This is a genomic window from Streptomyces sp. WMMB 322 (genome assembly GCF_900090145.1).
GTDB lineage: Bacteria > Actinomycetota > Actinomycetes > Streptomycetales > Streptomycetaceae > Streptomyces.
The window spans coordinates 34,162-59,460 of sequence record NZ_FMHI01000024.1 but is presented as its reverse complement, the minus strand read 5'-3'; the positions used below and the strand labels follow the sequence as shown (position 1 = coordinate 59,460).

Genomic DNA, 25,299 nt, shown 5'->3' with positions numbered 1-25,299 from the left:
TCCGGCTTGGGAACGCTTCCACCGCGTCCTTCTCCGCCGGCTCGCCGCCCTCGAGGGGGACCTCCTTGACGAACCAGGTGGCGACGAAGACGACCGGCGCGGTCACGGCGGCAACCAGGAATAACGCTGTGTGAGCCGCCGGCCACCGCATGCTTGTACGCCTCCCGCACCGGCGCCGCCAGTCTCTCCGGCGACGCCGCGTCCGGGTGCGCCGGTGAACCGCTTCCGCCGCCGGGCCCGCCTCCGGCGGCACCCGCCCGGCCGGTCGTGCTCTCCCGGACGCGGTCGGCAAAGAGGGGTGCCCATCAGGCGTCAGGGCGTCCTCGAAGTCGCCCGGGAGGTGCCGGCCACCGTGCACCAGGGGCGTGGCTGACCGTCCGGCGCGTCCTCCGGCGCCTGGCCACTGGGCGGCCGCACGAACGGGCCCGCCTGCGAACGGGCCCGCCTGCCGTCACATGGACCGCCCGGCGCGGCCCCCGTCCCATGGGTGAACCGCGCCGGGCGGAGCGGCGCCGGCCGGGCCGGTCCGGAGCGCATCGGCTGCCGGACCATGACCCGTTACCGGCAGGTCATCAGAGCTTGACGCCGTGCGAGCTCAGGACCTTGACCGGCTCCTTGCCGGATCCGTAGTCGGGCGTGCTGCGGATCTCGAAGTGGAGATGCGGACCGGACGAGTTGCCGGTCGAGCCCGAAAGGCCGATCTTCTGGCCGGTCTTCACCTGCTGACCGGGCTTCACATTCACCTTCGAGAGGTGGGCGTACTGGGAGTACGTGCCGTTCTTGTGCTTGATGACGATCGCGTTGCCGTACGAGGAGCCGTCACCGGCGCCGCCCGGTCCGGCCTTGACGACGGTGCCGCTGGCCACGGCCTTGACCGGGGTGCCGGTCGGCACCGCGAAGTCCTGGCCGGAGTGCTTGCTGGCCCAGCGGCCGCCGCTGTTGCCGTAGCCGGCGCTCAGCTCGTAGTCGCCGGAAACGGGCTTGGTCCAGGAGTTCGCCTTCTTCGCGGGGCTCTTGCGGTCGGCGGACCGTGAACTGCGGTCGTCCTTCCGGTCCTTCTCGCGCTCCTTGGCCTGCTCCTTGGCCCTCTCCTTGGCCTTCTCCTTGGCCACGGCCTCCTTGCGCTGCTGATCGGCCTGTGCACGCGCGGAGTCGGCCAGCTGCGACGCGGTTTTCGACGCGAAGACGTCGCTCAGCCCGTCCGGGTGGGCGGCGACAGCCGAGCCCGCACCCAGGACCACCGATGCGCCGAGTCCCGCCGCTATCACGGCGACACGCTTGCGGCCACGGGGGTTGTGCGCGTTCTTGGGCGTCTTCGACATACGGGTACTACCTCCGGAATGGCTTGGGGAGCCCCGAGGCGTGGGTTCTCGGGGGGACAAATCATTGGTAACCCGCTCGATCCGGCATACCAAAGAGCGTTATTACTAATAAGGCCGGTAAGGACAGAGAGGACAGCAAGGCACTCTTTAGGATTATTCGGACAACGGCCATGCGGCCGTCCCCCGTCGAACCGCCCCGTGCGGCACCGAAGCGGGCCACGCGGAAGGTCGGAACCCTTCTCCGCAGCGCTCCTAACGCCGCTCGTACACGCCGGTGCAGCTGTGCGTCACCTCACGCCGAGGGCCCTCTGCACGGCCGCACCACGGGGCCCGCGAGTGACCCACGTCGCACAACCGTGTGTGCACAGGGGGACGGGAAACGTGCATTCCGCCGCCTCCCGGCGGCTCCTCAACTCCCGCGCCGCGGGCCCTTTCCGTCCCATACGATCCGCACATGGAGCCCGTCACGATCGCCACGCGCATCGCGTCCTCCGCGGTGGCGCCGATCGTCAAGAAGCTGTTCGTGCAGGAGGGCCCGGGAGCGGGACTGACCGACCGGCCGGTCCGTGTCTCCTCGCTCGTCTCCTTCAGGGGCGAGAAACGCACCCTGCAGGACGGTGACCTGCGCAAGCTGGCAGCCGAGTTGACGGAGCGGGCCTCCCACGCCTCCGGACCGCACGACGGCCCCGGCGAAGAGACCCGGCGCGAACTGGCCGATGCGCTGGCGACCGCTCTGCACAGCCTCGGCGACCTGGACATGGACGATGTGCAGGCAGTTCGTCTCGGACCGCACGGCCTGGCACGGCGGCTCACCCCTCCGGCGTCGCTCTCGGCCGACGCCGACGCGCACTTCGGACCGCTGCTGCACACGGCCTGCCTGCACATCCTGGACTTCTTCACCCGGCGCTCGACGTTCATCCCGCGCACGCTCGCCGAGCAGACCCATCAACTCGACCGCCTCATCAACACGGCCGACCTCCTCCTCGAACGCGTCCCGGCACGCTCGGCCGAGGACGCCCGCTTCGAGCAGCGGTACGCGGAGCACATCGCCCGCAGGCACGGCGAACTGACCATCTACGGGCTCGACTTCGGCCACCACCGCGAGTGGCGTCTCGACGCTGCCTACATACCGCTCGAAGTCACGAAGGACACGCCGGACGAACCGGACGGCACCCAGCAGGCACCGGAAACACCGCAGGCGCCCGGCACACGGCCGACGCAGCAGAATGCGGCACGGCAGCACGCGGCGCAGCCGCCTCCGGGACGGCGGCGGCGCGCACCGGAGCAGGAGCAGGCCCTGCCTTCGGGGGCTCCGCTGGCGGCCGACCGCGTCCTGGCCGGGCACGAGCGGGTGCTGCTGCGCGGCGGCGCCGGCTCGGGCAAGACGACGCTGATGCAGTGGCTGGCAGTGACTGCCGCCCGTCAGACGTACGACGAGCAGACGACGCACCTGCTGGGCCGCGTCCCCTTCGTACTGCCGCTGCGCCGCATCGCGCACGAGGGCCTGCCCACACCGGACCGCTTCCTGCACGCGGTGCGCAGCAACCTCGCCGGCGCGCAGCCCGACGGATGGGCCCTGCGGGTGCTGACCGCGGGACGGGCGCTCCTCCTGATCGACGGCGTCGACGAGGTGCCGGCGGACCGGAGGGAGGAGACGCGGCGCTGGCTGCGGGAGCTGACCGGCGACTTTCCGGGCAACCTCTGGCTGGTCACCTCGCGTCCGTCCGCGGCGCCCGAGAACTGGCTGACCGGGCAGGGCTTCACGGAGCTGTCGCTCTCGCCGATGTCGCGTCACGACGTCGCCGCGTTCATCAGCCGCTGGCACAGCGCCGCCGAGGCCGAGCCGGGCCATGCCGAAGCCCTCGTCGCCGCCGTGCGCTCCAACCCCGACCTGGGACGTCTCGCCGTCAACCCGTTGATGTGCGGTCTGTTGTGCGCCCTCAGCCGCGAACGCTGCGGCGACCTCCCGTACGGACGCAGGGATCTGCTGTACGACGCGGCGCTCTCGATGCTGCTGGAGCACCGCGACCGCGAGCGCTCCGTTCCGGTGCCGGACAGGCTGCACCTGACGAAGGACACACAGTTGCTGCTGCTGCAGCGGCTGGCGCACTGGATGATCCGCAACGGGCGCACGGAGATGGACGAGGAGGACGCCGTCGCGCAACTCGGCCGCTCCACACGGCTGGTGGGGCCGGTCGAGGCCACACCCCGGGAGATCCTCCGGCACCTGCTCGACCGGTCGGGCGTGCTTCGCGAACCGGCCGAGGGACGCGTCGACTTCGTCCACCGCACCTTCCAGGACGCTCTGGGCGCCAAGGCCGCCGTCGAAGAAGGCGACTTCCCGCTGCTGCTGGACAACGCCCACAAGGACGACTGGGAGGACGTGATCCGCATGGCGGTCGCCTACGCGCAGCCCCGGGAGCGGGACCGGCTGCTGCGCGGGCTCGTCGCGCGGGTACCGGACGAGGGCGAGGACGGGGCCTGCGGTGCCGGTGCAGGCACGGGTGCGGGTGCCCCGCGCGAGGCCGCGGGTGCGGGCGGGGACGCAGGTGCGCGGGGGGCCGCGGGTGCGGGCGGGGACCCGCAGCCGGGCAGCGTACGGAATCTGCTGCTGGCCGCGGCCTGCCTCGAGCACGCGACCGACCTGCATCCGGCGGTGCGCGAGGAGGTCACCGCGAAGACCTCACGGCTCTTCCCGCCTAGGAGCATGGCCGCGGCCCGTCATGTCGCCGACGTCGGCGGGCCGATGCTGCTGGGGCTGCTCCCCGGGCCGGAGGGACTCACCGACGCCGAGGCGGCCTGTGCGGTCGTGGCCGCCTCCCGCACGGGTACGGACGCGGCGCTTCCCGTGCTCGCCCGGTTCCGCGACCATCCGTCGCTCGGCCTGCGGCGGCAACTGGTGTGGGCGTGGCACCGGTTCGACACGGACGAGTACGCACGCGAGATCATCGCCCACCTCGACGAGTCGGACCTCTACTTCACCGCGCACCACACCGGCCATCTGCGTGCTCTGCGTGCCATGGGCGGCCGTGCACGCGTCCAGATCGCCGGCACGTACCACCCGGACCAGCTGCTCGAACACCTCGACCCGGGCAGGCTGACGCACCTCTGGCTGCGCGACGGCTACGCACGTCACGGCGGCCGGGAGTGGCTGTCGGCCTTTCCGCATCTGCACACGCTCGTCGTCCCCGCGACGACACCGCGGGAGATCGCAACTCTTCCCGCACATCTGAGAGTTGTGCGGGAGAGCGAGCTGTTCTCGGTCTGACGGCCCCGTACTCTGACCGGCATGGACTCCGGAGTGGTGGGGGCACGGCTCGCATCGAGTGCCGTGATGCCGCTGGTGAAGAAGCTGTTCGTGAAGGAAGGCCCGGGAGCCGGACTTGCCGGGAAGCCGGTACGGATCTCGTCGCTGGTCTCCTTCAGGGGTGAGAAGCGCGTTCTGTCGGAGAAGGATCTGCGCAAGCTCGTACGGGAGTTGGTGCAGCGAGCGGCCCAAGAGGCAGGCATCGACGACGAGTCGGAAGCCGTGATTGATGCCCTCGTGCGGACGCTGCACGCACTGGGCGACCTGGACATGGACGACGTCCAGGCCCTGTCGCTCGGGGAGCAGGCGCTGAGGCGCGAACTGTACGAAGCGGCCGGCGGCAAGAGGCTCACGTCCACCCTCAGCGGGCCCTCGGTGGCACTTTACGAGTACCTGCTCGACTCCGCGTGCCTCCACATCCTTCACTTCTTCACGCAGCGCTCCACGTTCGTCGCCCGCACCCTGGTCGAGCAGAGCAAGAACCTGAGGGAACTGGCCATCCGGACCGACCTGCTCCTGGAGCGCCTCGCCTCCCGCACCGCCGGCGACGCCGCCTTCGAGAAGCGCTATGCGGAGTACGTGGCGAGGAAGCACAGCCGCATCACCATCTACGGCATCGACCTGAACCACTCGCGCGAATGGCCGCTCGACACCGCCTACTTGAACCTGGAGGTCACGCAGCGCTCCGACGAGGCCGACTGGGCCGACACCCACTCCGGAAGCAGCTGGACGCCTGCCGTTCACCATCGCGTGGACGAGGCCCTGGCACGCCACAAGCGCGTCCTGCTGCGCGGCGTGGCCGGCTCCGGCAAGACGACGCTCATGCAGTGGCTGGCGGTCTCCACGGCCGACCAGCGGCGCCTGACCGGCGACCTGGTCCATCTCTCCGGCATGGTTCCCTTCGTTCTGCCGCTGCGGACCCTCGCACGCGGCGGGGAACCGTTACCCGATCCGGAACGGTTCCTCGGTGCCGTCGGCTGTCCACTGGCGGGGGCGCAGCCGCACGGATGGGCGACCCGCGTGCTGAGCGCCGGGCGAGGGCTCATCCTCGTCGACGGCATCGACGAGGTGACCGAGGACGACCGCGAACGCACTCGCCGCTGGCTCTGCGACCTGCTCGTCGCCTTCCCCGGCAGCAGGCTGCTGGTCACCTCCCGCCCCTCGGCCGTGCGCGAGGAGTGGCTCGGCAGCGAGGACTTCGCGGAGCTGTCGCTGTCGGGAATGCGTCCGGCGGATGTGGCCGTCTTCGTGCGCCGCTGGCACGACGCGGCAGATGCCGGAGGGGAGTTGGAGGAGTCGCTGCTCGGCGAGCTGCGCGTCAAGCACGACTTGGCCAGGCTGGCCACGAACCCTTTGATGTGCGGGCTGATCTGTGCACTGCACCGGGAGCGGCGGGGATTCCTGCCACGCGGGCGGAAGGCCCTGTATGACGCCGCCCTCAGCATGATGCTGGAGAGGCGCGACCGCGAACGCCACCTGGGTCCGCTCGGCGGCATCGAGCTGGACGCGGAGTCGCAGACGGAGCTGCTGCAGAAGCTCGCGTACTGGCTGATCCGCAACGGGCGGGCGGAGATGGACAGTTCAGATGCCGTCGAGCTGCTTGCGCGCGTGCTGCCGTCGATGCCGTACGCGCGGGAGCAGGGTTCCCCCCAGGAGATCCTCCGCTTCCTTCTCGTACGCTCCGGGCTGCTCCGGGAACCGGTCGAAGGCGCTGTCGACTTCGTACACCGCACCTTCCAGGACTATCTGGCCGCACGGGAACTGGTCGAGGAACGCGACTTCGATCTGCTGGTACGGCACGCCCACGAGGACCAGTGGGACGACGTGGTCCGGATGGCCGTGGCACACGCCCGTCCCGACGAGCGGGCGCGGATCCTGCGCATGCTCGTGAAGCGCGGCGACGAGGAAGCGGATGCCCGCATCAGGCTGTATCTGCTGGCCACGGCCTGCCTCGAGCACGCCACGAAGATGGATCCGGCCGTGCGGAACGAGGTCGAGCTTCGCGCGGCGGCGATGTTTCCGCCCCGCAGCTTCGAGGAGGCCAAAGAACTGGCCGCCGTCGGCCCTGTCGCTCTGGAGCTGCTGCCCGGCCCGGAGTTGCTGGAGGACGACGAGGCGGAGGCCGTGGCACACGCGGTCGCACAGATCGGTTCGGACGCCGCGCTGGCGCGGCTGACCGAGTTCCTGAACGATGCGCGGCCCGATGTGCTCCGGCAACTGGCAGGCCACTGGGACAGGTTCGACACCGAGGTGTACGGCCGGGAGATCATCGCTCCGCTCGTGGGCCGGACGGACGTCGACGTCGCGGTGACGGTCCGCTCGCGGAAGGAACTGGATGTCCTCTCCCGGCTCGACCGGCCCCGGAAGGTGTACCTGCACGGAGATTTCACGGCCGAAGAGATCACCGAAGCGCTCCCCACCGGTGAACTCACGGAACTCAGGCTCTCGCGGAACAACGCCGTCAGCGATCTTCAATTTCTGCGCCGCTTCCGGCTGTTGGAGGATCTGGAACTCTACGAGACGAACGTGACGGACGTGTCTCCCCTCGCGGATCTGCAACTGCACACCCTCACACTCCGGTTGCACAGCCCGGCGGGACTGCACCGCCTCGCAGGACTGAAGCGGCTGGTCATGTCCGGACGTCCCTCGACGATCAGCATCGCGGAACTTCCGACGTCCCTCGACACGCTGGTGCTCTTCAGCATGGTCTGCGACCTCACGGGCACGGGCGGGCTCACGAACCTGACCGATCTCCGCCTGAACGAGACGCACCTCGCGGAGCGCGACTGGGCCGAGGTGGCACAGCTGCCCCGATTGCGGGCCTTGACGCTCGACGTCGACGGACTCGACCGCCTGGCACGTTCGGGGAAGACGATGCCGCAGGTGAGCGAGGTCCAACTGCTCTGCGACGGATCAGCAGCGCGGCTCCGCTCGCTCGCCGGCGTCTTCCCGGCCGTCAACCAGGTCTCGCTGGCACAACCCGGAGAAGGCACCGACCTGTCGCCGCTCACCGCCCTGCCTGGCCTGGCCCGGCTGTCCCTGTTCCGGCCGCCACCGGACATCGACGCGGAGCGACTCGACCCGTCCGTCGAGGTCATTGTGCGCCCCCGCCCGCGCCCCTGATCCGCCGCCAACCGACCGTGGCCGGGGCGCGACTCGTCCGAATAGGGTGGACACACAACGTGATCTGACGCACATCCATCCGCATCCCTTCCGAACGCATTCGACCGCCGACAAGCAGCTCTGCCGGGAGTTCCCGAGTCCATGGACCAGCCCGTCGTACGTCTCGCGTCCTCCGTCGTCGACCCGCTCATCAGCCCTCTTCTCGTACCCGGCTCGGTCGCGGCGGCCGCTGAGGCGTCCCCCTCGGGACGGCTCATGGCCGACCTGGTGGCCTACCGCGGCGAGGAACCGACACTTGGCTGGGCCGAACTGTCCGAAGTGGCAGCCGAGTTGGTACGGCTGGGGTTGCAGGCCACCGGGCAGGAACTGCCCGCGGACGAGGAGACGGGCGTCGCCGCGCTTCTCGCCGGCTCGCTGTGGGCGGCCGGCGACCTGGACACCACCGACGCGGACGCCGTGCGGCTGGGGCCGCACGCATACGCCAGGCGGCTGCACTCCGCCGTACGGCAGCACGGTTCCGAACTGTCCGACGAGGCGGCCTGGTTCTTCGAGGATCTGCTGGCGGCCGTCTGCCTCCACCTCCTCCATCACATCGTCGAGCGTTCCCCCTCGCTCGGCACGTCGCTCCCCGACCAGTGCGACCACGTGCGCGAACTCGTCGAACGCGAGGACAGGGAGGCACTGGCCGTGCAGGCGGCCCGGCCCGCCGCGGAGGACGCCGAGTTCGAGGAGCGGTATCTGCGGCACATCGCGGAGCAGTACAACCGCGTCACGATCTACGGGATCGACCTTCCCAACCCCGACGCACCCGACCACTGGTCCCTCGACGCCACCTACCTCAACCTCTCCGCGGAGTTCGGCAGCGAGGACGACACCGACGAGGCCACGGGCGACGGAGAAGACCCCTCTCCGCGGAGCGCCCGGCCGGACGACGACGAGGACGACGCCACGGGGCCAGGTGCCGCCGGCGGAGGTGCCGCCCCCGTCATGACCGCGGACCGCGCGCTGGCCAGGCACAAGCGCGTGCTGCTGCGCGGAGTCGCGGGCTCGGGCAAGACGACTCTCATTCAGTGGCTGGCCGTCTCCACGGCACGCGCGGCCCTCCCCGAGGAGCTGCAGACGCTGCACGGCCGCATTCCTTTCGTGCTGCCCGTGCGCCGCTTCGCCGACGAAGGTTTCCCCGCACCGGCCCAGTTCCTGTCGTCGGTGCGCCACCCGCTCGCCGCGAAGGCACCGGAGGGCTGGGTCGAACGCGTACTGGCCGCGGAGCGGGGCCTGCTTCTCGTCGACGGCATCGACGAGGCACCGGAGCCCCAACGCGAGGCGGTCCGCGCTCAGTTGCGCCCTCTGCTGCAGAGGTACTCCGGCAACCTCTGCCTCGTCACCTCGCGTCCGCCGGCCGTGGACGCGGACTGGCCGGCCGAGGACGGCTTCACGGAAATCACTCTCGCCCCCATGAACCGCGACCAGGTCGCGGCCTTCGTCACCGCCTGGCACACCGCGGCCGGCAGGGACGAGGGCCGGGACCACGCCCGTCTGAACGACTACAAGGACATGCTGCTGCGGTCCATCCCGCTCTTCCGCGAGCTGCGCGTGCTCGCCACCAACCCGCTGATGTGCGGCCTGATCTGCGCCCTGAACCGCGACAGGTCGGGTTCCCTGCCGAAGGGCCGCCGCGAGCTGTACGACGCGGCGATGAAAATGCTGCTGGAGCGCCGCGACCCCGAAAGGCGCGTGAAGGCGGACACGGTCGACCTGCCACGAGCGCCCCGCGAGGCCCTGCTGCGCAAGCTCGCCTTCCGCATGCTGACCGGCAAACGCACCGTGCTCGACCACGCGGACGCGCTGCAGGAAATCGCACTCCACCTCCCGGCCATGCCCAAGGTCGCGGGCGAGGGAAGCCCGGAGGAGATCTTCGACCACCTGCTGGAGCGCACCGGGCTGCTGCGTGAACAGGCCGACAGGTCCGTGGAGTTCGTGCACCGCACGGTCCAGGACCACCTCGCGGCGAAGGAGGCGGTGGAACAGGGCAAGCTCGACCTGCTGCTGGAGCACGCACACGAACCGGAGTGGGAGGAAGTGTTCCGCATGGCGGTCGCCCACGCCCGCCCCGGCGAGTGCGCGACGCTGCTGCAGGGGCTGCTCGCCCCCGGAGCGCTCGGGATGAAGCGGAAGCGGCGGCGGCTGATGGCGGCCGCCTGCCTGGAGTACGTCACCGAGCTGGACCCGGAGACCCACGCCCGCGTGCGCCGCGAGACGCAGAACATGGTCTCGCCCGCCGACGACCGCGCGGCCCGCGGCCTCGGCTGGGTGGGCCCGATCGTGCTGGAGATGATCCCCGATCCCGCGCAGGTCACGGACGAGAGGGCGTACCGGCTCGCACTCACCGTGACACGCATCGAGGACGACGCCGCCGTCGACTACCTGGCCCGGATGCGGGACCGCAAGTCACTGAAGGTGCGCACGGAACTCGCCCGCGGCTGGCGGAACTTCGAGACCGAGCGGTACGCGGCGGAAGTCATCCGGCACCTCGACCCGGAAGGGCTCTTCTTCCCGGTCGCGGACCGTGCCGAGCTGCGGGAGTTACGGAACCTCGGCGGCAGGGAGCGGGTGAAGATCGTCGGCCGGTTCAGCCCCGGTGAACTGCTGGACGGCCTCGTGGCCGACCGGCTCACACATCTGTGGATCGCCTACGACCTCGGCGCAGGCATGAAGACGGAGTGGCTGAGCTCGTTCCCGTCGCTGACGACGCTGCGCGTGGACCCGCGCCTTCCGCCGGTGACCGGCGTGCCCGAGGGCATACGCGTCATCGAACACCCCGCTTGAACGACGAGAAGTCCCCCGCCACTCGGTGACGGGGGACTTCTCGGTCGCTACGGCCCGGCCTCAGGCCTCCTTGGAGAGGTTGGGGCCACCGCCCGCCGCCGACTCCACCGGAGGTGCGTCGGGCAGGGCGGCCTTCTCCTCGCCGCGGAAGGTGAACTTCTTGTCCTCGTCGGTCTCACCCTCGGTGTCCACGACCACGATGTGACCCGGACGCAGCTCACCGAAGAGGATCTTCTCGGACAGCTGGTCCTCGATCTCGCGCTGGATCGTCCGGCGCAGCGGCCGGGCGCCCATCACCGGGTCGTAGCCCCGCTTCGCGAGCAGCTCCTTGGCGTCCGTGCTCAGCTCCAGACCCATGTCACGGTCCTTGAGCCGCTCGTCCACCATGGCCAGCATCAGGTCCACGATGCGGATGATGTCGTCCTGGGTGAGCTGGTGGAAGACCACCGTGTCGTCGACACGGTTGAGGAACTCCGGGCGGAAGTGCTGCTTCAGCTCGTCGTTGACCTTGGCCTTCATCCGGTCGTAGCCGGCACTGACGTCACCCTGGCCGGCGAAGCCCAGGTTGAACCCCTTGGAGATGTCCCGGGTGCCGAGGTTGGTCGTCATGATGATGACCGTGTTCTTGAAGTCGACGACCCGGCCCTGGGAGTCGGTCAGGCGGCCGTCCTCCAGGATCTGCAGCAGGGAGTTGAAGATGTCCGCGTGCGCCTTCTCGACCTCGTCGAAGAGGACCACGGAGAACGGCTTGCGGCGGACCTTCTCGGTCAGCTGACCGCCCTCTTCGTACCCCACGTATCCGGGAGGCGAGCCGAACAGCCGGGAGACGGTGTGCTTCTCGCTGAACTCCGACATGTCGAGGGAGATCAGCGCCTCCTCGTCGCCGAAGAGGAACTCCGCGAGCGTCTTGGACAGCTCCGTCTTACCGACGCCGGACGGGCCCGCGAAGATGAACGAACCACCGGGGCGCTTCGGGTCCTTCAGGCCGGCGCGGGTACGCCGGATCGCCTGGGAGAGCGCCTTGATGGCGTCCTCCTGCCCGATGACGCGCTTGTGCAGCTCGTCCTCCATGCGCAGCAGACGCGAGGACTCCTCCTCGGTGAGCTTGAAGACCGGGATGCCCGTGGCCGTGGCCAGGACCTCCGCGATCAGCTCCTCGTCCACCTCGGCGACGACGTCCATGTCGCCGGCCTTCCACTCCTTCTCCCGCTTGGCCTTCTGCGCCAGCAGCTGCTTCTCCGTGTCGCGGAGAGAGGCCGCCTTCTCGAAGTCCTGCGAGTCGATCGCGGACTCCTTGTCACGGCGCACGTTCGCGATCTTCTCGTCGAACTCGCGCAGGTCCGGCGGCGCCGTCATCCGGCGGATCCGCATGCGGGAGCCGGCCTCGTCGATCAGGTCGATCGCCTTGTCCGGCAGGAACCGGTCGGAGATGTAGCGGTCGGCGAGCGTGGCGGCACCGACCAGGGCGGCGTCCGTGATGGAGACGCGGTGGTGCGCCTCGTACCGGTCGCGCAGACCCTTGAGGATCTCGATGGTGTGCGGCAGCGACGGCTCGGCGACCTGGATCGGCTGGAAGCGGCGCTCCAGGGCCGCGTCCTTCTCCAGGTGCTTGCGGTACTCGTCGAGGGTCGTGGCACCGATCGTCTGCAGCTCGCCGCGGGCCAGCATCGGCTTGAGGATGCTGGCGGCGTCGATCGCGCCCTCGGCGGCACCCGCCCCGACCAGCGTGTGCAGCTCGTCGATGAACAGGATGATGTCGCCGCGGGTGCGGATCTCCTTCAGCACCTTCTTCAGGCGCTCCTCGAAGTCACCGCGGTAGCGGGAACCGGCGACCAGCGCGCCCAGGTCGAGGGTGTAGAGGTGCTTGTCCTTGAGGGTCTCGGGCACCTCGCCCTTGACGATGGCCTGCGCCAGGCCCTCGACGACGGCGGTCTTGCCGACGCCGGGCTCGCCGATGAGCACCGGGTTGTTCTTCGTACGGCGCGAGAGCACCTGCATGACCCGCTCGATCTCCTTCTCGCGCCCGATGACCGGGTCGAGCTTGGATTCGCGGGCGGCCTGCGTGAGGTTGCGGCCGAACTGGTCCAGGACGAGGGAGGTCGAGGGCGTGCCCTCGGCGGGGCCGCCTGCGGTGGCCGCCTCCTTGCCGCCGGAGTAGCCGGAGAGCAGCTGGATGACCTGCTGCCGCACCCGGTTCAGATCGGCGCCCAGCTTCACGAGGACCTGGGCGGCGACGCCCTCGCCCTCGCGGATCAGGCCGAGCAGGATGTGCTCCGTGCCGATGTAGTTGTGGCCGAGCTGAAGGGCCTCGCGGAGCGACAGCTCCAGGACCTTCTTGGCACGGGGCGTGAAGGGGATGTGGCCCGAGGGCGCCTGCTGGCCCTGGCCGATGATCTCCTCCACCTGCTGACGGACCGCCTCGAGCGAAATCCCGAGGCTCTCCAGTGCCTTAGCGGCGACACCCTCACCCTCGTGGATCAGGCCCAGGAGGATGTGCTCGGTGCCGATGTAGTTGTGGTTGAGCATCCGGGCTTCTTCCTGAGCCAGGACGACAACCCGCCGCGCGCGGTCGGTGAACCTCTCGAACATCGTTAATCGCTCCTCAGAGCGGTCAGGCAGTAAGGGGACGCTCCCCTCTCTGTCCTTCCGCAGCTTAGTCCCGCAAGCGGGGACCGCTCATTCCATCTGCCGACTCCGGCCCGGCTGCGCCGACGGCCGGCCACGCTCCCGAGGGAAGCACAGTCGGGCCTCCTTCCCCGAACAGTCGACACCAGTACCAACCCGATGGTGCGAGACGATGTTCCCGCAGGCCAGGCGTATCCACCCTGATTCACTACGCCCATGGCGAACGGCTCTTGGCCGAATGGCTCCCGGCTCACCGTCATAGCTCTCCGCACCCCCGTGTCACCAGGTCTTTGTGCCGCTGTCCGGCCTGCAGCAGGCGGGACCGACCTCAGAGCCTTCTTACCCGCTCGTACTGACAGTCCATGCCGGGGTTGTCCGAGTCGGACGGGGGCATCCGCTGAGGGCGAACAGCCTTGCACCTGCCGGTTCCCGCACGCGTAGCCCTCCGCGCATGCGTGAACACGAAGGGCATCGATTGTAGCCGCGCCGCAACGCTGCGTAACCCGGAGGGTGTTCGTCAGTTGCTCCGGTCGTGAGCTTCGCGATTCCCGGCCCGCACACGGCTCCCGGCGTCCCGTCCCGGGAGCGACGGCGCATCGGGGGCGTCACGGAAGGCACGGGCGGATACGACGCTCTGGTGCTCTCCGCGGACGCCGGACTGGCGCTGCTGCGGCGCACGGGCGTGCGCACGGGGCCCGTCGCGTTCGACGGGAAAAGCGGATGCGTTCAACTGCTCGTCCCGGAGGGCAGCGCGGAGGAATTGCCGGGACTGCTGGAGTGGCTCGAATGGGGCGGCATCGAACTGGAGCTGGCGGGCCGTGCCGCTTACGACCCTCGGGAGGCCGCCGTTTGGCTGCGGCCTCCCGGACCGGGGCGTGAGGCGAACCGCGTCGATCTCGTACGGCTGGTCAGCGCTGCGGCGACGGAATGCCACCGGGCGAGGCTTCGAAGCACCGCACGTAAGTCGCGGGATCAGCCGTTGGCCTTCTCGTAAGCCTCTCGGATATTGGCCGGAACGCGGCCTCGGTCGTTGACCTCGTAACCCTGTTCCTTCGCCCAGGCGCGGATCTTCGCAGTGTCCTGGCTGCTGCCACCGCCCGACGCCCGGCCCTTTCCGCGGGCCGAACGGCCACCGGTGCGCCGGCCGCCCTTCACATACGGCTCGAGCACCGTACGGAGCTTGTCCGCATTAGAGGTGGACAGGTCGATCTCGTAGGTCTTCCCGTCCAGAGCGAACGTCACCGTCTCGTCGGCCTCGCCGCCCTCGAGGTCGTCGACCAGAAGAACCTGAACCTTCTGCGCCACCGCATACTCCCATTCGTCATCGATAACTCGATTACTGATACTGACGAAGAAAGGAAACCCCTTTTCGGGGAGAAACACAAACCCTCTGTTGAGTTTGTCCGGTCCACCGGCGGGATTGGCGGGATCTTTCGGACAAAGCGCCGCGCTCATCGCTCGGTCGAGTGGCAGGAGCGGTCACGGCTCCGTCACTCAGAGATGCAGAAGCATGCGGCTGTTGCCCAAGGTGTTCGGCTTCACTCGTTCGAGACCGAGGAACTCTGCCACTCCCTCGTCAAAGGAACGCAGCAGTTCGCTGTAGACATCACCGTCGACCGGGGTGTCCCCGATCTCCGTGAAGCCGTGCCGGATGAAGAAGTCCACTTCGAAGGTGAGACAGAAAATGCGCCGCACACCCAGCCATCGCGCGGTGTTCACGAGCTTCTCCAGCAGGAGATGACCCACACCGGAACCCTTGAGTGCGGGATCCACGGCGAGGGTCCTGACCTCGGCCAAGTCCTCCCACATCACATGGAGCGCACCGCATGCGACCACCTCGGCGTCGTGATCGCGTTCCGCGACCCAGAACTCCTGAATGTCCTCGTAAAGGGTGACCGTGGCTTTGTCGAGCAGGATGCGGTCGCGTGAGTAGACATCGATGAGGCGGCGCACTGCGCGCACATCTGCCGTGCGTGCGCGGCGGACGGTGACTTCTGACACGGAAGGGGATGCGGACGCCATGAACCGGACGCTATCGCCCTTGCCGAAGGGGGTGCTCTCCGGGTCCGAGGCGTTCCCGGCCCGCCTTCCCGGGACGTTCCCGCCATCGTTCCCGCTACCGTTCCCGGCGGCGTTCCGTGTGCGTTCCGCCGCTGGTTCCCGAACGGCTTCCCGTGGGGTTCCGCATACGCGGCACTGCTCCCCGGCTCAGAAGTCCCGCGGGTTCAGTACCGTTCTGCGGCGTTCCGCGGAGTACCGCGCGCACCGGGAACCCCCCGCTTCGGCTCGTTCCTCCGGCGGGCGTTCCCGGCCGTTCGCGGCAGTTTGCTCCGAGCCGCGCCCCGTCGCTCTCCTTGCGGCCGGTCCGGTCAGCGGGGATCGCGCGTCGTTCTCTCCGGAGTCTCGACATGCACGTCGTTCAGCTGAACGACGCGCAACGCATCCCGTACGGCATCGAGCTGTTCCGGGGTCATACGGCCGAAGAACTCCACGAGAGCGGCGGCGGCGTTGTCACTCGACGCCCAGGCCTCGTTCATGAGTGCGGCGGAGTAAGCGGCACGCGTCGAGACCGGTTCATACAGATAGGCCCGGCCGTCCTGGCGTCTGCGGAGCCAGCCCTTCTGGTGGAGGTTGTCCATCACGGTCATGACCGTCGTGTACGCGATGGACCGGTCGTCCCGCAGATCCTCGAGGACTTCCCGCACGGTGACGGGACGGTTCCACCGCCATACCCGCGTCATGACGGCGTCTTCCAGCTCTCCCAATGGCCGAGGCACGCCGTGAATAATAGTCGGAGATGTCCCGAATACCGCGGGGAAGATCGCGGATCAGTCCGCTTTCTTGCGCCCGGCGCTCTCCGCACGCGCGATGGCGGCATCCACGGCGGCGTCCTCCTTGGCCTTGTTCGCGCCACCCTGGCTCTTCACGATCGTCACGATGAGAGCGGTGAATGCCACCGCCATCACGACGGGCGGGGTCAGTGCCGCGATGTAGTCCATGGCTGTCGTGCCTCCTTCAGAACAGGCCTTCAGACTACGGCAGGCCCCGGGAGCGCCCGGGACCGGCCACGGGCGCCTGAAGGGGCGTGAGGGCGCGTGAGGGCGCGCGGAGACTGCGACCGGCGTCAGGTACGGCTGACGTTGCGCTCGTAGACGAGGCGGAGACCGATGAGCGTCAGCCAGGGCTCGTGCTCGTCGATGGCCGACGCCTCGCCGAGCACCATCGGCGCGAGTCCGCCGGTGGCGATGACCGTGACGTCGTCCGGGTCGTCGGTGAGCTCACGGGCGATGCGGTCGACGACGCCGTCGACCTGGCCGGCGAAGCCGTAGAGGATGCCCGACTGCATGGCCTCGACGGTGTTCTTGCCGATGACGCTGCGCGGACGGGCCAGCTCGATCTTGCGCAGCTGCGCGCCGCGCACGCCGAGGGCGTCCACGGAGATCTCGATGCCGGGGGCGATGACGCCGCCGACGTACTCGCCACGCGCGGAGACGGCGTCGAAGGTGGTGGCCGTGCCGAAGTCGACGACGACGCAGGGCCCGCCGTACAGCTCGACCGCGGCGAGCGCGTTGATGATGCGGTCGGCGCCGACCTCCTTGGGGTTGTCCATGAGGATCGGCACGCCCGTCTTCACGCCCGGCTCGACGAGGACCGCGGGGATGTCGCCGTAGTAGCGGCGGGTCACCTCGCGCAGCTCGTGCAGCACGGAGGGGACCGTCGAGCAGATGGCGATGCCCTCGACGTTGTCGCCGAGCTCCTCGCCGAGGAGGGGGTGCATGCCCATCAGGCCCTGGAGGAGCACGGCGAGTTCGTCGGCAGTGCGGCGGGCGTCGGTGGAGATCCGCCAGTGCTCGATGATCTCTTCGCCGTCGAAGAGGCCGAGGACGGTGTGGGTGTTGCCGACGTCGATGGTCAGGAGCATCAGTCATCAACCTCTTCGCGGGTCTCGCCGGCGCCTCCCGCGTCGCGGAGGTCCAGGCCGATGTCGAGGATCGGGGCGGAGTGGGTGAGGGCGCCGACGGCGAGGAAGTCCACGCCGGTGGCGGCGTAGGCCCCGGCGTTCTCCAGCGTGAGACGGCCCGAGGACTCCAGCTGGGCCCGCCCCGCGACGAGGGCGACGGCCGCGGCGGTCTCGTCCGGCGTGAAGTTGTCGAGAAGGATCAGGTCGGCGCCCTCGGCGAGGACGGGCTCGATCTGGTCCAGGCGGTCGACCTCCACCTCGATGGGGACGTCGGGGAACTCGGCGCGCACGAGTCTGAACGCCTCGGCGACGCCGCCCGCCGCCACCACGTGGTTGTCCTTGATGAGCGCCGCGTCGGAGAGGGAGAAGCGGTGGTTGGTGCCGCCGCCGCAGCGGACCGCGTACTTCTCCAGGGCGCGCAGGCCCGGCGTCGTCTTGCGGGTGTCGCGCACGCGCGTCTCCGCGTGGGTGCCCGCGTCGGCGGCGGTCGCGGCGCGGGAGAGCTCGTCCGCCCAGCTGCGGGTGACGGTGGCGATGCCGGAGAGGCGGCAGAGCAGGTTGAGGGCGCTGCGCTCGGCGGTGAGCAGGTCGCGGGTGCGCGTGTGCACGGTCAGCAGGCGCTGCCCGGCCGTGACCCGGTCGCCGTCCTCGACGTGGCGCTCGACCTCGAACTCGTCCGTGCACACGACGGAGAGGACGGCCTCGGCGACGTGCAGCCCGGCGACGGTCCCCTCCTCACGGGCCGTGAAGTCACCTGTGGAGACTGCGAGTTCGGGGATGGTGGCGACCGTGGTGACATCGACGCCGTGGTCCAGGTCCTCCTCGATCGCGAGATGCGCGATGTCCTCGACCTGTACGGGGTCCAGTCCCGCGTCCGCCAGAAGCCGTGCGAGGTCGGGGTCGAGACCGCAGTCCAGCGGATTCAGGTCCCATGCGTCGCCGGCGCCGTCCGTACCGGCACCGCAGCCGCACGCATCGCCGCAGCCGCCCGGCTGCGGAGTCAGGGCCGAGGCGGGACCGCCGATCTGGAGCAGGGGAACGTCGACGGGCTGAGGGCGTCGCTCCTCCGGGGAGTCCGGAAGGGGGCTGGTCACGGCTTCTCCGTAGGGGTGTGTGGTGGCGGGGCCTCTGCAACCCCGGAACGGTCCTGGTCGCCGGGAAGCTCCGGGCGGGCTGCTTCCGTGGTCGGCGGCGCCGGCGCGGCCGGCTCGCCCGCGGTCGGCGGGAATGCGGTCGTCGGGGTCGTACGGACGTCGAGACTACGGCCCGCCCCGTGCACTCCGATGACGAGGTGACGGCGCCAGGCGGCATCGTCCCTGCCGGGGTGGTCCTCGCGCCAGTGGCAGCCGCGGGTCTCCTCGCGGCGCAGCGCGGCCGCGACGAGGACGCGGGCCACGAGGTGGAGGTTCGCCGTCTCCCAGGTCTCGACGCCGGGGTCGGCGGGCTTGTGCGCCGTGTCCCCGGGCAGCGCGTCGAGGCGGGCGGCGGCCTCGGCCAGGCTCGTCGCGGAGCGGAGGACCCCGGCGCCGCCGGTCATGATGCGCTGGATGACGGGCCGCGCCTCCGCGGGGAGCAGGGAAGTCACCTCCGGTGCGTGCGCGGCCTCGGGCGCGGGGGCGGCGGCGGGGGCGGGGGCGGGGGCGGGGGCAGCCGACGGTGCGGGGGCCGGGGCGTCATCGGCGCTCCCGCCGGTCCGGGCGCCCTCCCGGGCGGCCATTGCGACGGCCTCGGCGATGCGTTCGGCGAAGACCAGGCCCTCCAGAAGGCTGTTGGACGCGAGCCGGTTCGCGCCGTGCACGCCGGTGCAGGCGACCTCGCCGCACGCGTAGAGGCCGGGGACGGTCGTACGGCCGTGCAGATCCGTGCGCACGCCGCCGCTGGCGTAGTGCGCGGCCGGTGCCACGGGAATCACCTCGGTCACCGGATCGATGCCGTGGCTGCGGCAGGCCTCGAGGATCGTGGGGAAGCGGGACTCCCACATCCCGGCGCCGAAGTGGCGGGCGTCGAGATACATGTGCTCGCTGCCCGGTGCCGCGCCCGCCTCGGCGGCGCGCCGCATGATCGCCTTGGCGACGATGTCGCGCGGCGCCAGCTCTGCCAGTTCGTGCTGCCCTGCCATGAAGCGCACGCCGTCGGCGTCCACGAGATGGGCGCCCTCGCCGCGCACCGCCTCCGAGATCAGCGGCTGCTGGCCCTCGGCACCGGCGCCCAGGTAGAGCACCGTCGGATGGAACTGCACGAACTCCAGGTCGCTGACCTCGGCGCCCGCGCGCAGGGCCAGGGCGACGCCGTCCCCGGTGGAGACGGACGGGTTGGTGGTCGCGGAGAACACCTGGCCCATGCCGCCCGTCGCGAGCACCACTGCGGGGGCGTGCACCGCTCCGACACCGTCGTGCTGGCCCTCACCCATCACATGAAGAGTGACGCCCGCGGTCGCACCGTCCGCCGTCCTGAGCAGGTCGAGTACGAGGGCGTTCTCGACGGTGCGCAGGCCGCCGCGGCCGCCGTGCCCCTCCCGTACGGCGTCGACCAGCGCCCGGGAGATCTCGGCGCCCGTCGCGTCGCCGCCCGCGTGCGCGATGCGGCGCCGGTGGTGGCCGCCCTCGCGGGTCAGCTGGATCCGGCCGGTGAGGGGGTCGGCGTCGAAGCGGGCTCCGGTGCGGATGAGGCGGCGTACGGCCGCGGGCCCCTCGGTCACCAGCATGCGTACGGCCTGCTCGTCGCAGAGCCCCGCTCCGGCGACGAGGGTGTCGTCGAGGTGCTGCGCCGGGCTGTCGCCGTCGCCGAGTGCGGCCGCGATGCCGCCCTGTGCCCAGCGTGTGGAGCCGTCGTCGAGGCGCGCCTTGGTGACCACGACGGTACGGAGCCCTGCCGCGTCGCAGCGCAGCGCCGCCGTCAGCCCGGCGACGCCGGAGCCGACGACCACGACGTCCGCGTCGATGCGCCAGCCGGGGGCCGGGGCACGCAGCGGGCCCGTGCAGCCGGCGGGCAGGGCGGCGCCGAGGTGGTGGCCATGGCTGCGGCCGTGGCCGTGGCCGTGGCCGAGGTGGTGGCCGTGGATCGTACGGGACGTGGTCCCGGCCGCTTCCGCGGGCCCGCCCGCGCCACCTGCCTCGACGGGCTCCTCCCGGGCGGCCTCGTCCGGTCCGGGGTGCCGCGTACCGCCTGCGGATGCTGTGTGCAGCGTGCGCCCCGTCATCGCAGCGGTCCGAGGGGGATGTTGTCGATCAGCCGGGTGCCGCCGACGCGGGCGGCGACCGCGAGCACCCCTTCCGGTCCGTGCGTTTCCGCGCCGGTGCGCGGCGGGCTGCCGGACTGCCCCGCGCGCTCGGTGAGTTCGGTGAAGTCGGCGGGATCGATGAGGGCCAGGTAGTCGACGTGCAGCGGTGGTTCGCGACGTGCCGCCTCGTCGAGTACCGCCCGCGCGGCGGCCAGGGCCGCGTCCGCCCCGTCCGTCAGCGCGTCCCGTGCCGCGAACAGGGCCCGGGAGAGGGCGAGTGCGCTGGTCCGCTCCTCGGGCGAGAGGTAACGGTTGCGGCTGGAGAGGGCCATGCCGTCGGACTCGCGCACGGTCGGCACGCCGATGATCTCCACGGGGAAGTTGAGGTCCGTCACCATCCGCCGGATCAGGGCGAGTTGCTGTGCGTCCTTCTGCCCGTACAGCGACACGTCGGGCGCCGTCAGATGCAGCAGCTTCGCGACGACGGTGAGCACGCCGTCGAAGTGCCCGGGCCTGTACGCACCTTCGAAGCGGTCGCCCATCGGGCCGGCGGAGACGCGGACCTGCGGCCCGTCCTCCCCCTGGTTTCTCCCGGCCGTCCGCGACCCGTTGGAGGCGGCGTATTCGGGATACACCTCCTCGACCGACGGCGCGAACACCACGTCCGCGCCTGCCTCTTCGGCCACCGCCAGGTCGGCGTCGAGCGTGCGCGGGTAACGGTCGAGGTCTTCGGAGGGCCCGAACTGAAGCGGATTGACGAACACCGTGACGACGACCTGCCCCTGCCGTCCCACGCGCTCGCGGGCGGTGCGGATGAGCGAGGCGTGCCCCGCGTGCAGTGCGCCCATCGTCATGACGACGGCTCGCTCACCGGGGGCTCCGGCACCGGAACCGGCGGCGGAGGCGCGCAGTCCGGCTGTGGAGGCGCGCAGTTCTGCGGCGGTGTGGACAAGTCGTATGTGCCGCACGTCGGTTCCGCCGACCGCGCCGCCCTCCGTCTCCGCCTCAGCGGTCCCCGGCGCGGCGCGCGGCGGCGTGTTCTGTGCCGTGCTGTTGCCGTTCCCGTTCATCGGCCGCGGCCCCCTTCGGACAGGACGTCGAGCAGTTCCTCGGCGAGTTCGGGCTTGAGGAGGCCGTTGTCGATGGCGCGGTCCGCGGTGGCCCGTGCCATCGCGAGGTAGCCGGCGACCATGCGCGGTGCGTGCTCGCCGAGTTCGGCGAGATGCGCGGAGACGGTGCCCGCGTCGCCGCGTGCGACCGGTCCCGTCAGTGCCGCGTCGCCGGAGCGCAGGCTGTTGTCGAGCGCGGCACCGAGCAGCGGTCCGAGCATCTTCTCGGGTGCCTCGACCCCGGATGCGCGCAGCAGGTCGACGGACTGCCCGACGAGGGTGACGAGATGGTTCGCGCCCATCGCGAGCGCCGCGTGGTAAAGGGGGCGGGCCTCCTCCGCGATCCACTCCGGTTCGCCGCCCATCTCGATGACGAGGGCCTGGGCGGCGAGGCGCAGCTCCTCGGGCGCGGTGACGCCGAACGAGCAGCCCGCCAGGCGCTGTACGTCGACGGGCGTCCCCGTGAACGTCATGACCGGATGCAGCGCTATCGGCAACGCGCCCGCACGCAGGGCCGGTTCGAGCACACTCGCGCCGTACCGGCCGGAGGTGTGGGCGATGAGCTGGCCCTGCCGCACTGCGCCCGTCCCGGCGAGCCCGGTGATCAGCTCGGGCAGCGCGTCGTCCGGCACGGTGAGCAGCACCAGATCGGCCTGGGCCAGAACCTGGGGCGGGTCGACGAGCGGCACTCCGGGGAGGAGTTCCGCCGCGCGGCGGCGCGAGCGCTCCGAGACGCCGGAGGCTGCGACCGGACGGTGCCCGGCCTGCCGGAGAGCGGCTCCTAGGGCGGCGCCGACGCGGCCCGTGCCGACGACGCCGACGGTGAGGCGTGCGGGCCGGTCCTCCGCCCTGATGTGGGCGTCCCGGCCAGGGCCGGGCCCGTCCGGAGGTTGGGCTGGGTGCTGATCGTTCACGGCTTGGCGGCCTTCCGTGTTCCGTTCCGGTCCTCGCCGGGTACCGGACGTCCTGCGGGCCATGCTATTCCCCCGCGGCGGGCGGGAGCGCCGAAGGGGCGCAGGAGCACCGGCGGGCGGGAGCGCCGAAGGGGCATACGAGCACCGGCGGGCGGGAGCGCCGAAGGGGCGCAGGAGCACCGGCGGGCGGGAGCGGCGAAGCGGCCGTACGAGCACGGCGTCGCGTGCAGGGCGTTACGGGGTGCCGCCGCCCGCCCTGACGAGCTTCGTCTCGTATGCGAGGACGACCGCCTGGACACGGTCGCGCAGTTCGAGCTTCGCCAGGATGCGGCCCACATGGGTCTTCACGGTCGCCTCGGAGAGCACGAGCCGGGCGGCGATCTCCCCGTTCGAGAGCCCCTGGGCGATGAGCATCAGCACCTCCCGCTCCCGGTCGGTCAGCCGCTCCAGACCGTTCGAGAGGGGCTCGGGTGCGGTGGCGGGCAGCACGGTCGAGAAGCGGTCGATGAGCCTGCGCGTGGTGCTCGGCGCGACGACCGCGTCCCCGCTGTGCACGGCGCGGATCGCGGCGAGCAGATCGGCGGGCGGGACGTCCTTGAGCATGAAGCCGCTCGCACCGGCCTTGAGCGCGGAGAAGGCGTACTCGTCGAGGTCGAAGGTCGTCAGGATCAGCACCTTCGGGGAACCGGAACTCCCGGAGCAGATCCGGCGCGTGGCCTCGACCCCGTCGACGTTCGGCATCCGCACGTCCATCAGCACGACGTCGACCGGCGTCGAACGCAGCCTCTCCAGTGCCTCGGCGCCGTCCCCGGCCTCGGCGACGACCTCCATGTCCTGCTGTGCGGCCAGCACCATCCGGAAGCCGGTGCGCAGCAGCATCTGATCGTCGACGAGCATCACGCGAATCGTCATCGGGGCCCCTTGGAGGTGGTCGTGGCGGGAGGTACGGACGTGGGATGTGCGGGGGGCGTGTGTACGGACGGCGGACGCGCGGACGGCGGACGCGCGGACGCCGGGTCACAGGCCGGAGGACGTGCGGACGCGGGCGGCTTGTCCGCCGGGCGAGGTACGGACGCGGAGTCACCCGCCGGGCGAGGTGTGCACGCGGGCGGCTCGTCCGCGAGCCGGTCGTGCCGAGGCGGGCCGCACGCGGGCAGGACGCGCAGGTGCACGGTGAGGACGCACGGGGACAGCCCGCTCGCGGAGGACTCGTTCGCGGAGGACTCGTTCGCGGGCGGGCTCTGCGGGGACACCTCGTGCACGGGCAACGGCTTCGCTCCTCTGCTGCTCACTCAGTGGGCCGCCTTCAACGGCAGCACCGCGCTGATGCGGAACCCGCCGCCGGGCCTCGGGCCGGTCTCCAGACTCCCCCCGACCATGCCGACGCGTTCGCGCATCCCGATGAGGCCGTGCCCGAGCCCGTCGGTGCCGCCGTCCTCGTACAGCTCGCGTTCCGCGCCGCGTCCGTCGTCCTCGGCGAGCAGCGAGAGCTCGTCACGGCCGTAGCGGAGCCGGACGGTCGCTCCGACCTCCGGGCCGCCGTGCTTGCGCGTGTTGGTCAGCGCCTCCTGCACCACGCGGTACGCGGTCAGTTCGACGCTGCTGGGCAGCGGGCGCGGAGTCCCCTCTATCGAGAAGCTGACGGTGAGTCCCGCGCCTCTGACCTGCTCGATCAGCTCCGAGAGCTGCTCCACGCCGGGCTGCGGCAGATAGTCGCCGATTCCGTTGCCGCTCTCACGGGCCCGGCCGGCGAAGCCGCCCGCGGCGCTGCCCACCTCGCCGGTGCGGAGGACGCCGAGCAGGCGGCGCATCTCCGCGAGCGCCTGCCTGCCCGTGCCGGAGATCGTCTCGAGGGCCTGCTTGGCCTGGTCGGGCGCGGAGTCCAGCACGTATGCGGCGCCGTCGGCCTGAACGACCATCACCGAGACGTTGTGTGCGACGACATCGTGCAACTCACGGGCGATGCGGGCCCGTTCGGCGGCGGCTGCGATCTTCGTCTGTGCCTCGCGCTCCTTCTCCAGGCGGGTGGCGCGCTCTTCGAGCTGCGCGTAGTAGGCCCGGCGGGTGCGCAGCGAGTCGCCGAGCACCCACGCGAGGAGGAACGTCACCGTCATGAAGATGTCGCCGAGGATCGCGCTGGTGAGCGTCTGCCTCTCGTCGGGCCAGCGGAGCGCGGCGATGGTGGGGGCCAGGAGTGCCCCGACCAGGGCGAAGCGCGACGCCCAGCGGGTGTTCCGGGACGCCACCGTGAAGACGATCACCAGCATTGCGAAGTTGCTGGGCCCGACGTCGACGTGCGTGACGACCTGGGCCACCCCGGTGCCCGTCGCGAGGACGAGCATCTTCTCGGGCACGCGGCGGCGCAGTGCGACCACCGTGCACATCGCGAGGGTTATCGGGATCGCGGCTATCTGCTCCTGGGGCCCGCGCGGCAGACCCGCCCCGTCGGGTCCCCCCACGCTCGCGACGATCCACACCGCCGAAATCACCAGCAGCAGGACCGCCCACCAGCTGTCCACCCAGGTGGGGTGCCTGCGGATGAAATCGTAGATGCGATTCACATAACCCAGCGTATTCAGGCCGAGTACGTGCAGGGGTCAGCCCGGGGGCCGATCCCGGAGCGCCTGCCTACTCCGCAAGGTGGAGGAAAATCGTCCGCACCGCTCGCCTAACGTGGCCGTGTGAACACACCCCAGACGGGCTCGACGCGACCCGGCGGCACGGACGGACCGGAGGGTCCCGGCGGCGCGGGCGGCGCGGGCGGCCTCGGTGGACCGGACCGGCCCGAGGGACCGGACGGCGTGAACAGCGTGGACGGTGTCTGGCTGCCGTGGAGGGCCGCCGCGGAGCGCGCGCTCTACGGAACCGGGGACGCGAACGCGGGGCCGGACA

General features: G+C 70.8%; 17 protein-coding genes. 4 read left to right on the top strand and 13 right to left on the bottom strand.

From position 1 onward, the window contains the following. Positions 1 to 572: 572 nt before the first annotated feature. The gene (locus tag H180DRAFT_RS27480; protein WP_055488857.1) at positions 573 to 1,322 is read right to left on the bottom strand and encodes a M23 family metallopeptidase; all 750 of its coding nucleotides are present in this window, start codon (positions 1,320 to 1,322) and stop codon (positions 573 to 575) included. A 454-nt stretch (positions 1,323 to 1,776) separates the two neighbouring features. On the opposite strand from H180DRAFT_RS27480, the gene H180DRAFT_RS30690 reads away from it, so the two are divergent. The 3 genes from H180DRAFT_RS30690 (at position 1,777) to H180DRAFT_RS27465 (ending at position 10,578) form a co-directional block, all read left to right on the top strand. Further along, positions 1,777 to 4,590 carry an NACHT domain-containing protein gene (locus tag H180DRAFT_RS30690; protein WP_055488856.1) on the top strand — a complete coding sequence of 938 codons (2,814 nt, stop codon included), beginning with the start codon at positions 1,777 to 1,779 and terminating at the stop codon, positions 4,588 to 4,590. Positions 4,591 to 4,611: 21 nt separating this feature from the next. After that, entirely contained in the window at positions 4,612 to 7,752 is a 3,141-nt protein-coding gene (locus H180DRAFT_RS27470) for an NACHT domain-containing protein (protein ID WP_055488855.1), read from the top strand. A gap of 141 nt (positions 7,753 to 7,893) precedes the next feature. After that, positions 7,894 to 10,578 carry an NACHT domain-containing protein gene (locus H180DRAFT_RS27465; RefSeq protein WP_055488854.1) on the top strand — a complete coding sequence of 895 codons (2,685 nt, stop codon included), beginning with the start codon at positions 7,894 to 7,896 and terminating at the stop codon, positions 10,576 to 10,578. 60 nt (positions 10,579 to 10,638) lie between these two features. On the opposite strand, the gene H180DRAFT_RS27460 is transcribed toward H180DRAFT_RS27465, so the two are convergent. Continuing rightward, positions 10,639 to 13,167, bottom strand: a complete 2,529-nt coding sequence (locus H180DRAFT_RS27460) for an ATP-dependent Clp protease ATP-binding subunit (RefSeq protein ID WP_055488853.1) — start codon at positions 13,165 to 13,167, stop codon at positions 10,639 to 10,641. A gap of 568 nt (positions 13,168 to 13,735) precedes the next feature. On the opposite strand from H180DRAFT_RS27460, the gene H180DRAFT_RS27455 reads away from it, so the two are divergent. Continuing rightward, a complete protein-coding gene (locus H180DRAFT_RS27455; protein ID WP_055488852.1) occupies positions 13,736 to 14,197 on the top strand; it encodes a hypothetical protein in 462 nt (153 codons plus the stop codon). Here H180DRAFT_RS27455 and H180DRAFT_RS27450 read toward each other — a convergent pair. From H180DRAFT_RS27450 to H180DRAFT_RS27405, 11 genes are all read right to left on the bottom strand, one after another. Further along, complete coding sequence (locus H180DRAFT_RS27450) at positions 14,176 to 14,508, bottom strand: histone-like nucleoid-structuring protein Lsr2 (RefSeq protein WP_055488851.1); 333 nt, start codon at positions 14,506 to 14,508, stop codon at positions 14,176 to 14,178. The genes H180DRAFT_RS27455 and H180DRAFT_RS27450 overlap by 22 nt on opposite strands. A gap of 189 nt (positions 14,509 to 14,697) precedes the next feature. After that, a complete protein-coding gene (locus H180DRAFT_RS27445; RefSeq protein WP_074467039.1) occupies positions 14,698 to 15,225 on the bottom strand; it encodes an amino-acid N-acetyltransferase in 528 nt (175 codons plus the stop codon). A gap of 347 nt (positions 15,226 to 15,572) precedes the next feature. Next, a complete protein-coding gene (locus H180DRAFT_RS27440) occupies positions 15,573 to 15,980 on the bottom strand; it encodes a BlaI/MecI/CopY family transcriptional regulator (RefSeq protein ID WP_074467038.1) in 408 nt (135 codons plus the stop codon). Positions 15,981 to 16,031: 51 nt separating this feature from the next. Beyond that, positions 16,032 to 16,202: a hypothetical protein gene (locus tag H180DRAFT_RS30010; RefSeq protein WP_175437838.1), complete on the bottom strand. Its 171-nt coding sequence runs from the start codon at positions 16,200 to 16,202 to the stop codon at positions 16,032 to 16,034. 125 nt (positions 16,203 to 16,327) lie between these two features. Continuing rightward, positions 16,328 to 17,125: a type III pantothenate kinase gene (locus tag H180DRAFT_RS27435; RefSeq protein WP_055488848.1), complete on the bottom strand. Its 798-nt coding sequence runs from the start codon at positions 17,123 to 17,125 to the stop codon at positions 16,328 to 16,330. Continuing rightward, positions 17,125 to 18,258, bottom strand: a complete 1,134-nt coding sequence (gene nadC / locus H180DRAFT_RS27430; RefSeq protein ID WP_055488847.1) for a carboxylating nicotinate-nucleotide diphosphorylase — start codon at positions 18,256 to 18,258, stop codon at positions 17,125 to 17,127. Before nadC ends, H180DRAFT_RS27435 begins: the two co-directional genes overlap by 1 nt. Then, on the bottom strand, positions 18,255 to 20,363 hold the full coding sequence (locus H180DRAFT_RS27425) for an L-aspartate oxidase (RefSeq protein WP_254666209.1): 2,109 nt from the start codon (positions 20,361 to 20,363) through the stop codon (positions 18,255 to 18,257). Before H180DRAFT_RS27425 ends, nadC begins: the two co-directional genes overlap by 4 nt. Then, positions 20,360 to 21,454, bottom strand: coding sequence for a pantoate--beta-alanine ligase (panC, locus tag H180DRAFT_RS27420; RefSeq protein WP_079100454.1), 1,095 nt, complete (start codon positions 21,452 to 21,454; stop codon positions 20,360 to 20,362). Before panC ends, H180DRAFT_RS27425 begins: the two co-directional genes overlap by 4 nt. After that, on the bottom strand, positions 21,451 to 22,347 hold the full coding sequence (locus H180DRAFT_RS27415; protein ID WP_055488882.1) for a Rossmann-like and DUF2520 domain-containing protein: 897 nt from the start codon (positions 22,345 to 22,347) through the stop codon (positions 21,451 to 21,453). The genes panC and H180DRAFT_RS27415 overlap by 4 nt, the downstream gene beginning before the upstream one ends. 294 nt (positions 22,348 to 22,641) lie before the next feature. Next, a complete protein-coding gene (locus tag H180DRAFT_RS27410) occupies positions 22,642 to 23,319 on the bottom strand; it encodes a response regulator (RefSeq protein ID WP_055488846.1) in 678 nt (225 codons plus the stop codon). A gap of 380 nt (positions 23,320 to 23,699) precedes the next feature. After that, a complete protein-coding gene (locus H180DRAFT_RS27405) occupies positions 23,700 to 24,968 on the bottom strand; it encodes a sensor histidine kinase (RefSeq protein ID WP_055488845.1) in 1,269 nt (422 codons plus the stop codon). Positions 24,969 to 25,299 lie beyond the last annotated feature (331 nt).

Excerpts from the sequence above, each read along its gene's own strand:
- H180DRAFT_RS27480 (WP_055488857.1), bottom strand. The coding sequence starts at position 1,322 with ATGTCGAAGACGCCCAAGAACGCGCACAACCCCCGTGGCCGCAAGCGT.
- H180DRAFT_RS30690 (WP_055488856.1), top strand. The coding sequence starts at position 1,777 with ATGGAGCCCGTCACGATCGCCACGCGCATCGCGTCCTCCGCGGTGGCG.
- H180DRAFT_RS27470 (WP_055488855.1), top strand. The coding sequence starts at position 4,612 with ATGGACTCCGGAGTGGTGGGGGCACGGCTCGCATCGAGTGCCGTGATG.
- H180DRAFT_RS27465 (WP_055488854.1), top strand. The coding sequence starts at position 7,894 with ATGGACCAGCCCGTCGTACGTCTCGCGTCCTCCGTCGTCGACCCGCTC.
- H180DRAFT_RS27460 (WP_055488853.1), bottom strand. The coding sequence starts at position 13,167 with ATGTTCGAGAGGTTCACCGACCGCGCGCGGCGGGTTGTCGTCCTGGCT.
- H180DRAFT_RS27445 (WP_074467039.1), bottom strand. The coding sequence starts at position 15,225 with ATGGCGTCCGCATCCCCTTCCGTGTCAGAAGTCACCGTCCGCCGCGCA.
- H180DRAFT_RS30010 (WP_175437838.1), bottom strand. The coding sequence starts at position 16,202 with ATGGACTACATCGCGGCACTGACCCCGCCCGTCGTGATGGCGGTGGCA.
- H180DRAFT_RS27435 (WP_055488848.1), bottom strand. The coding sequence starts at position 17,125 with ATGCTCCTGACCATCGACGTCGGCAACACCCACACCGTCCTCGGCCTC.
- H180DRAFT_RS27425 (WP_254666209.1), bottom strand. The coding sequence starts at position 20,363 with ATGACGGGGCGCACGCTGCACACAGCATCCGCAGGCGGTACGCGGCAC.
- panC (WP_079100454.1), bottom strand. The coding sequence starts at position 21,454 with ATGAACGGGAACGGCAACAGCACGGCACAGAACACGCCGCCGCGCGCC.
- H180DRAFT_RS27410 (WP_055488846.1), bottom strand. The coding sequence starts at position 23,319 with ATGACGATTCGCGTGATGCTCGTCGACGATCAGATGCTGCTGCGCACC.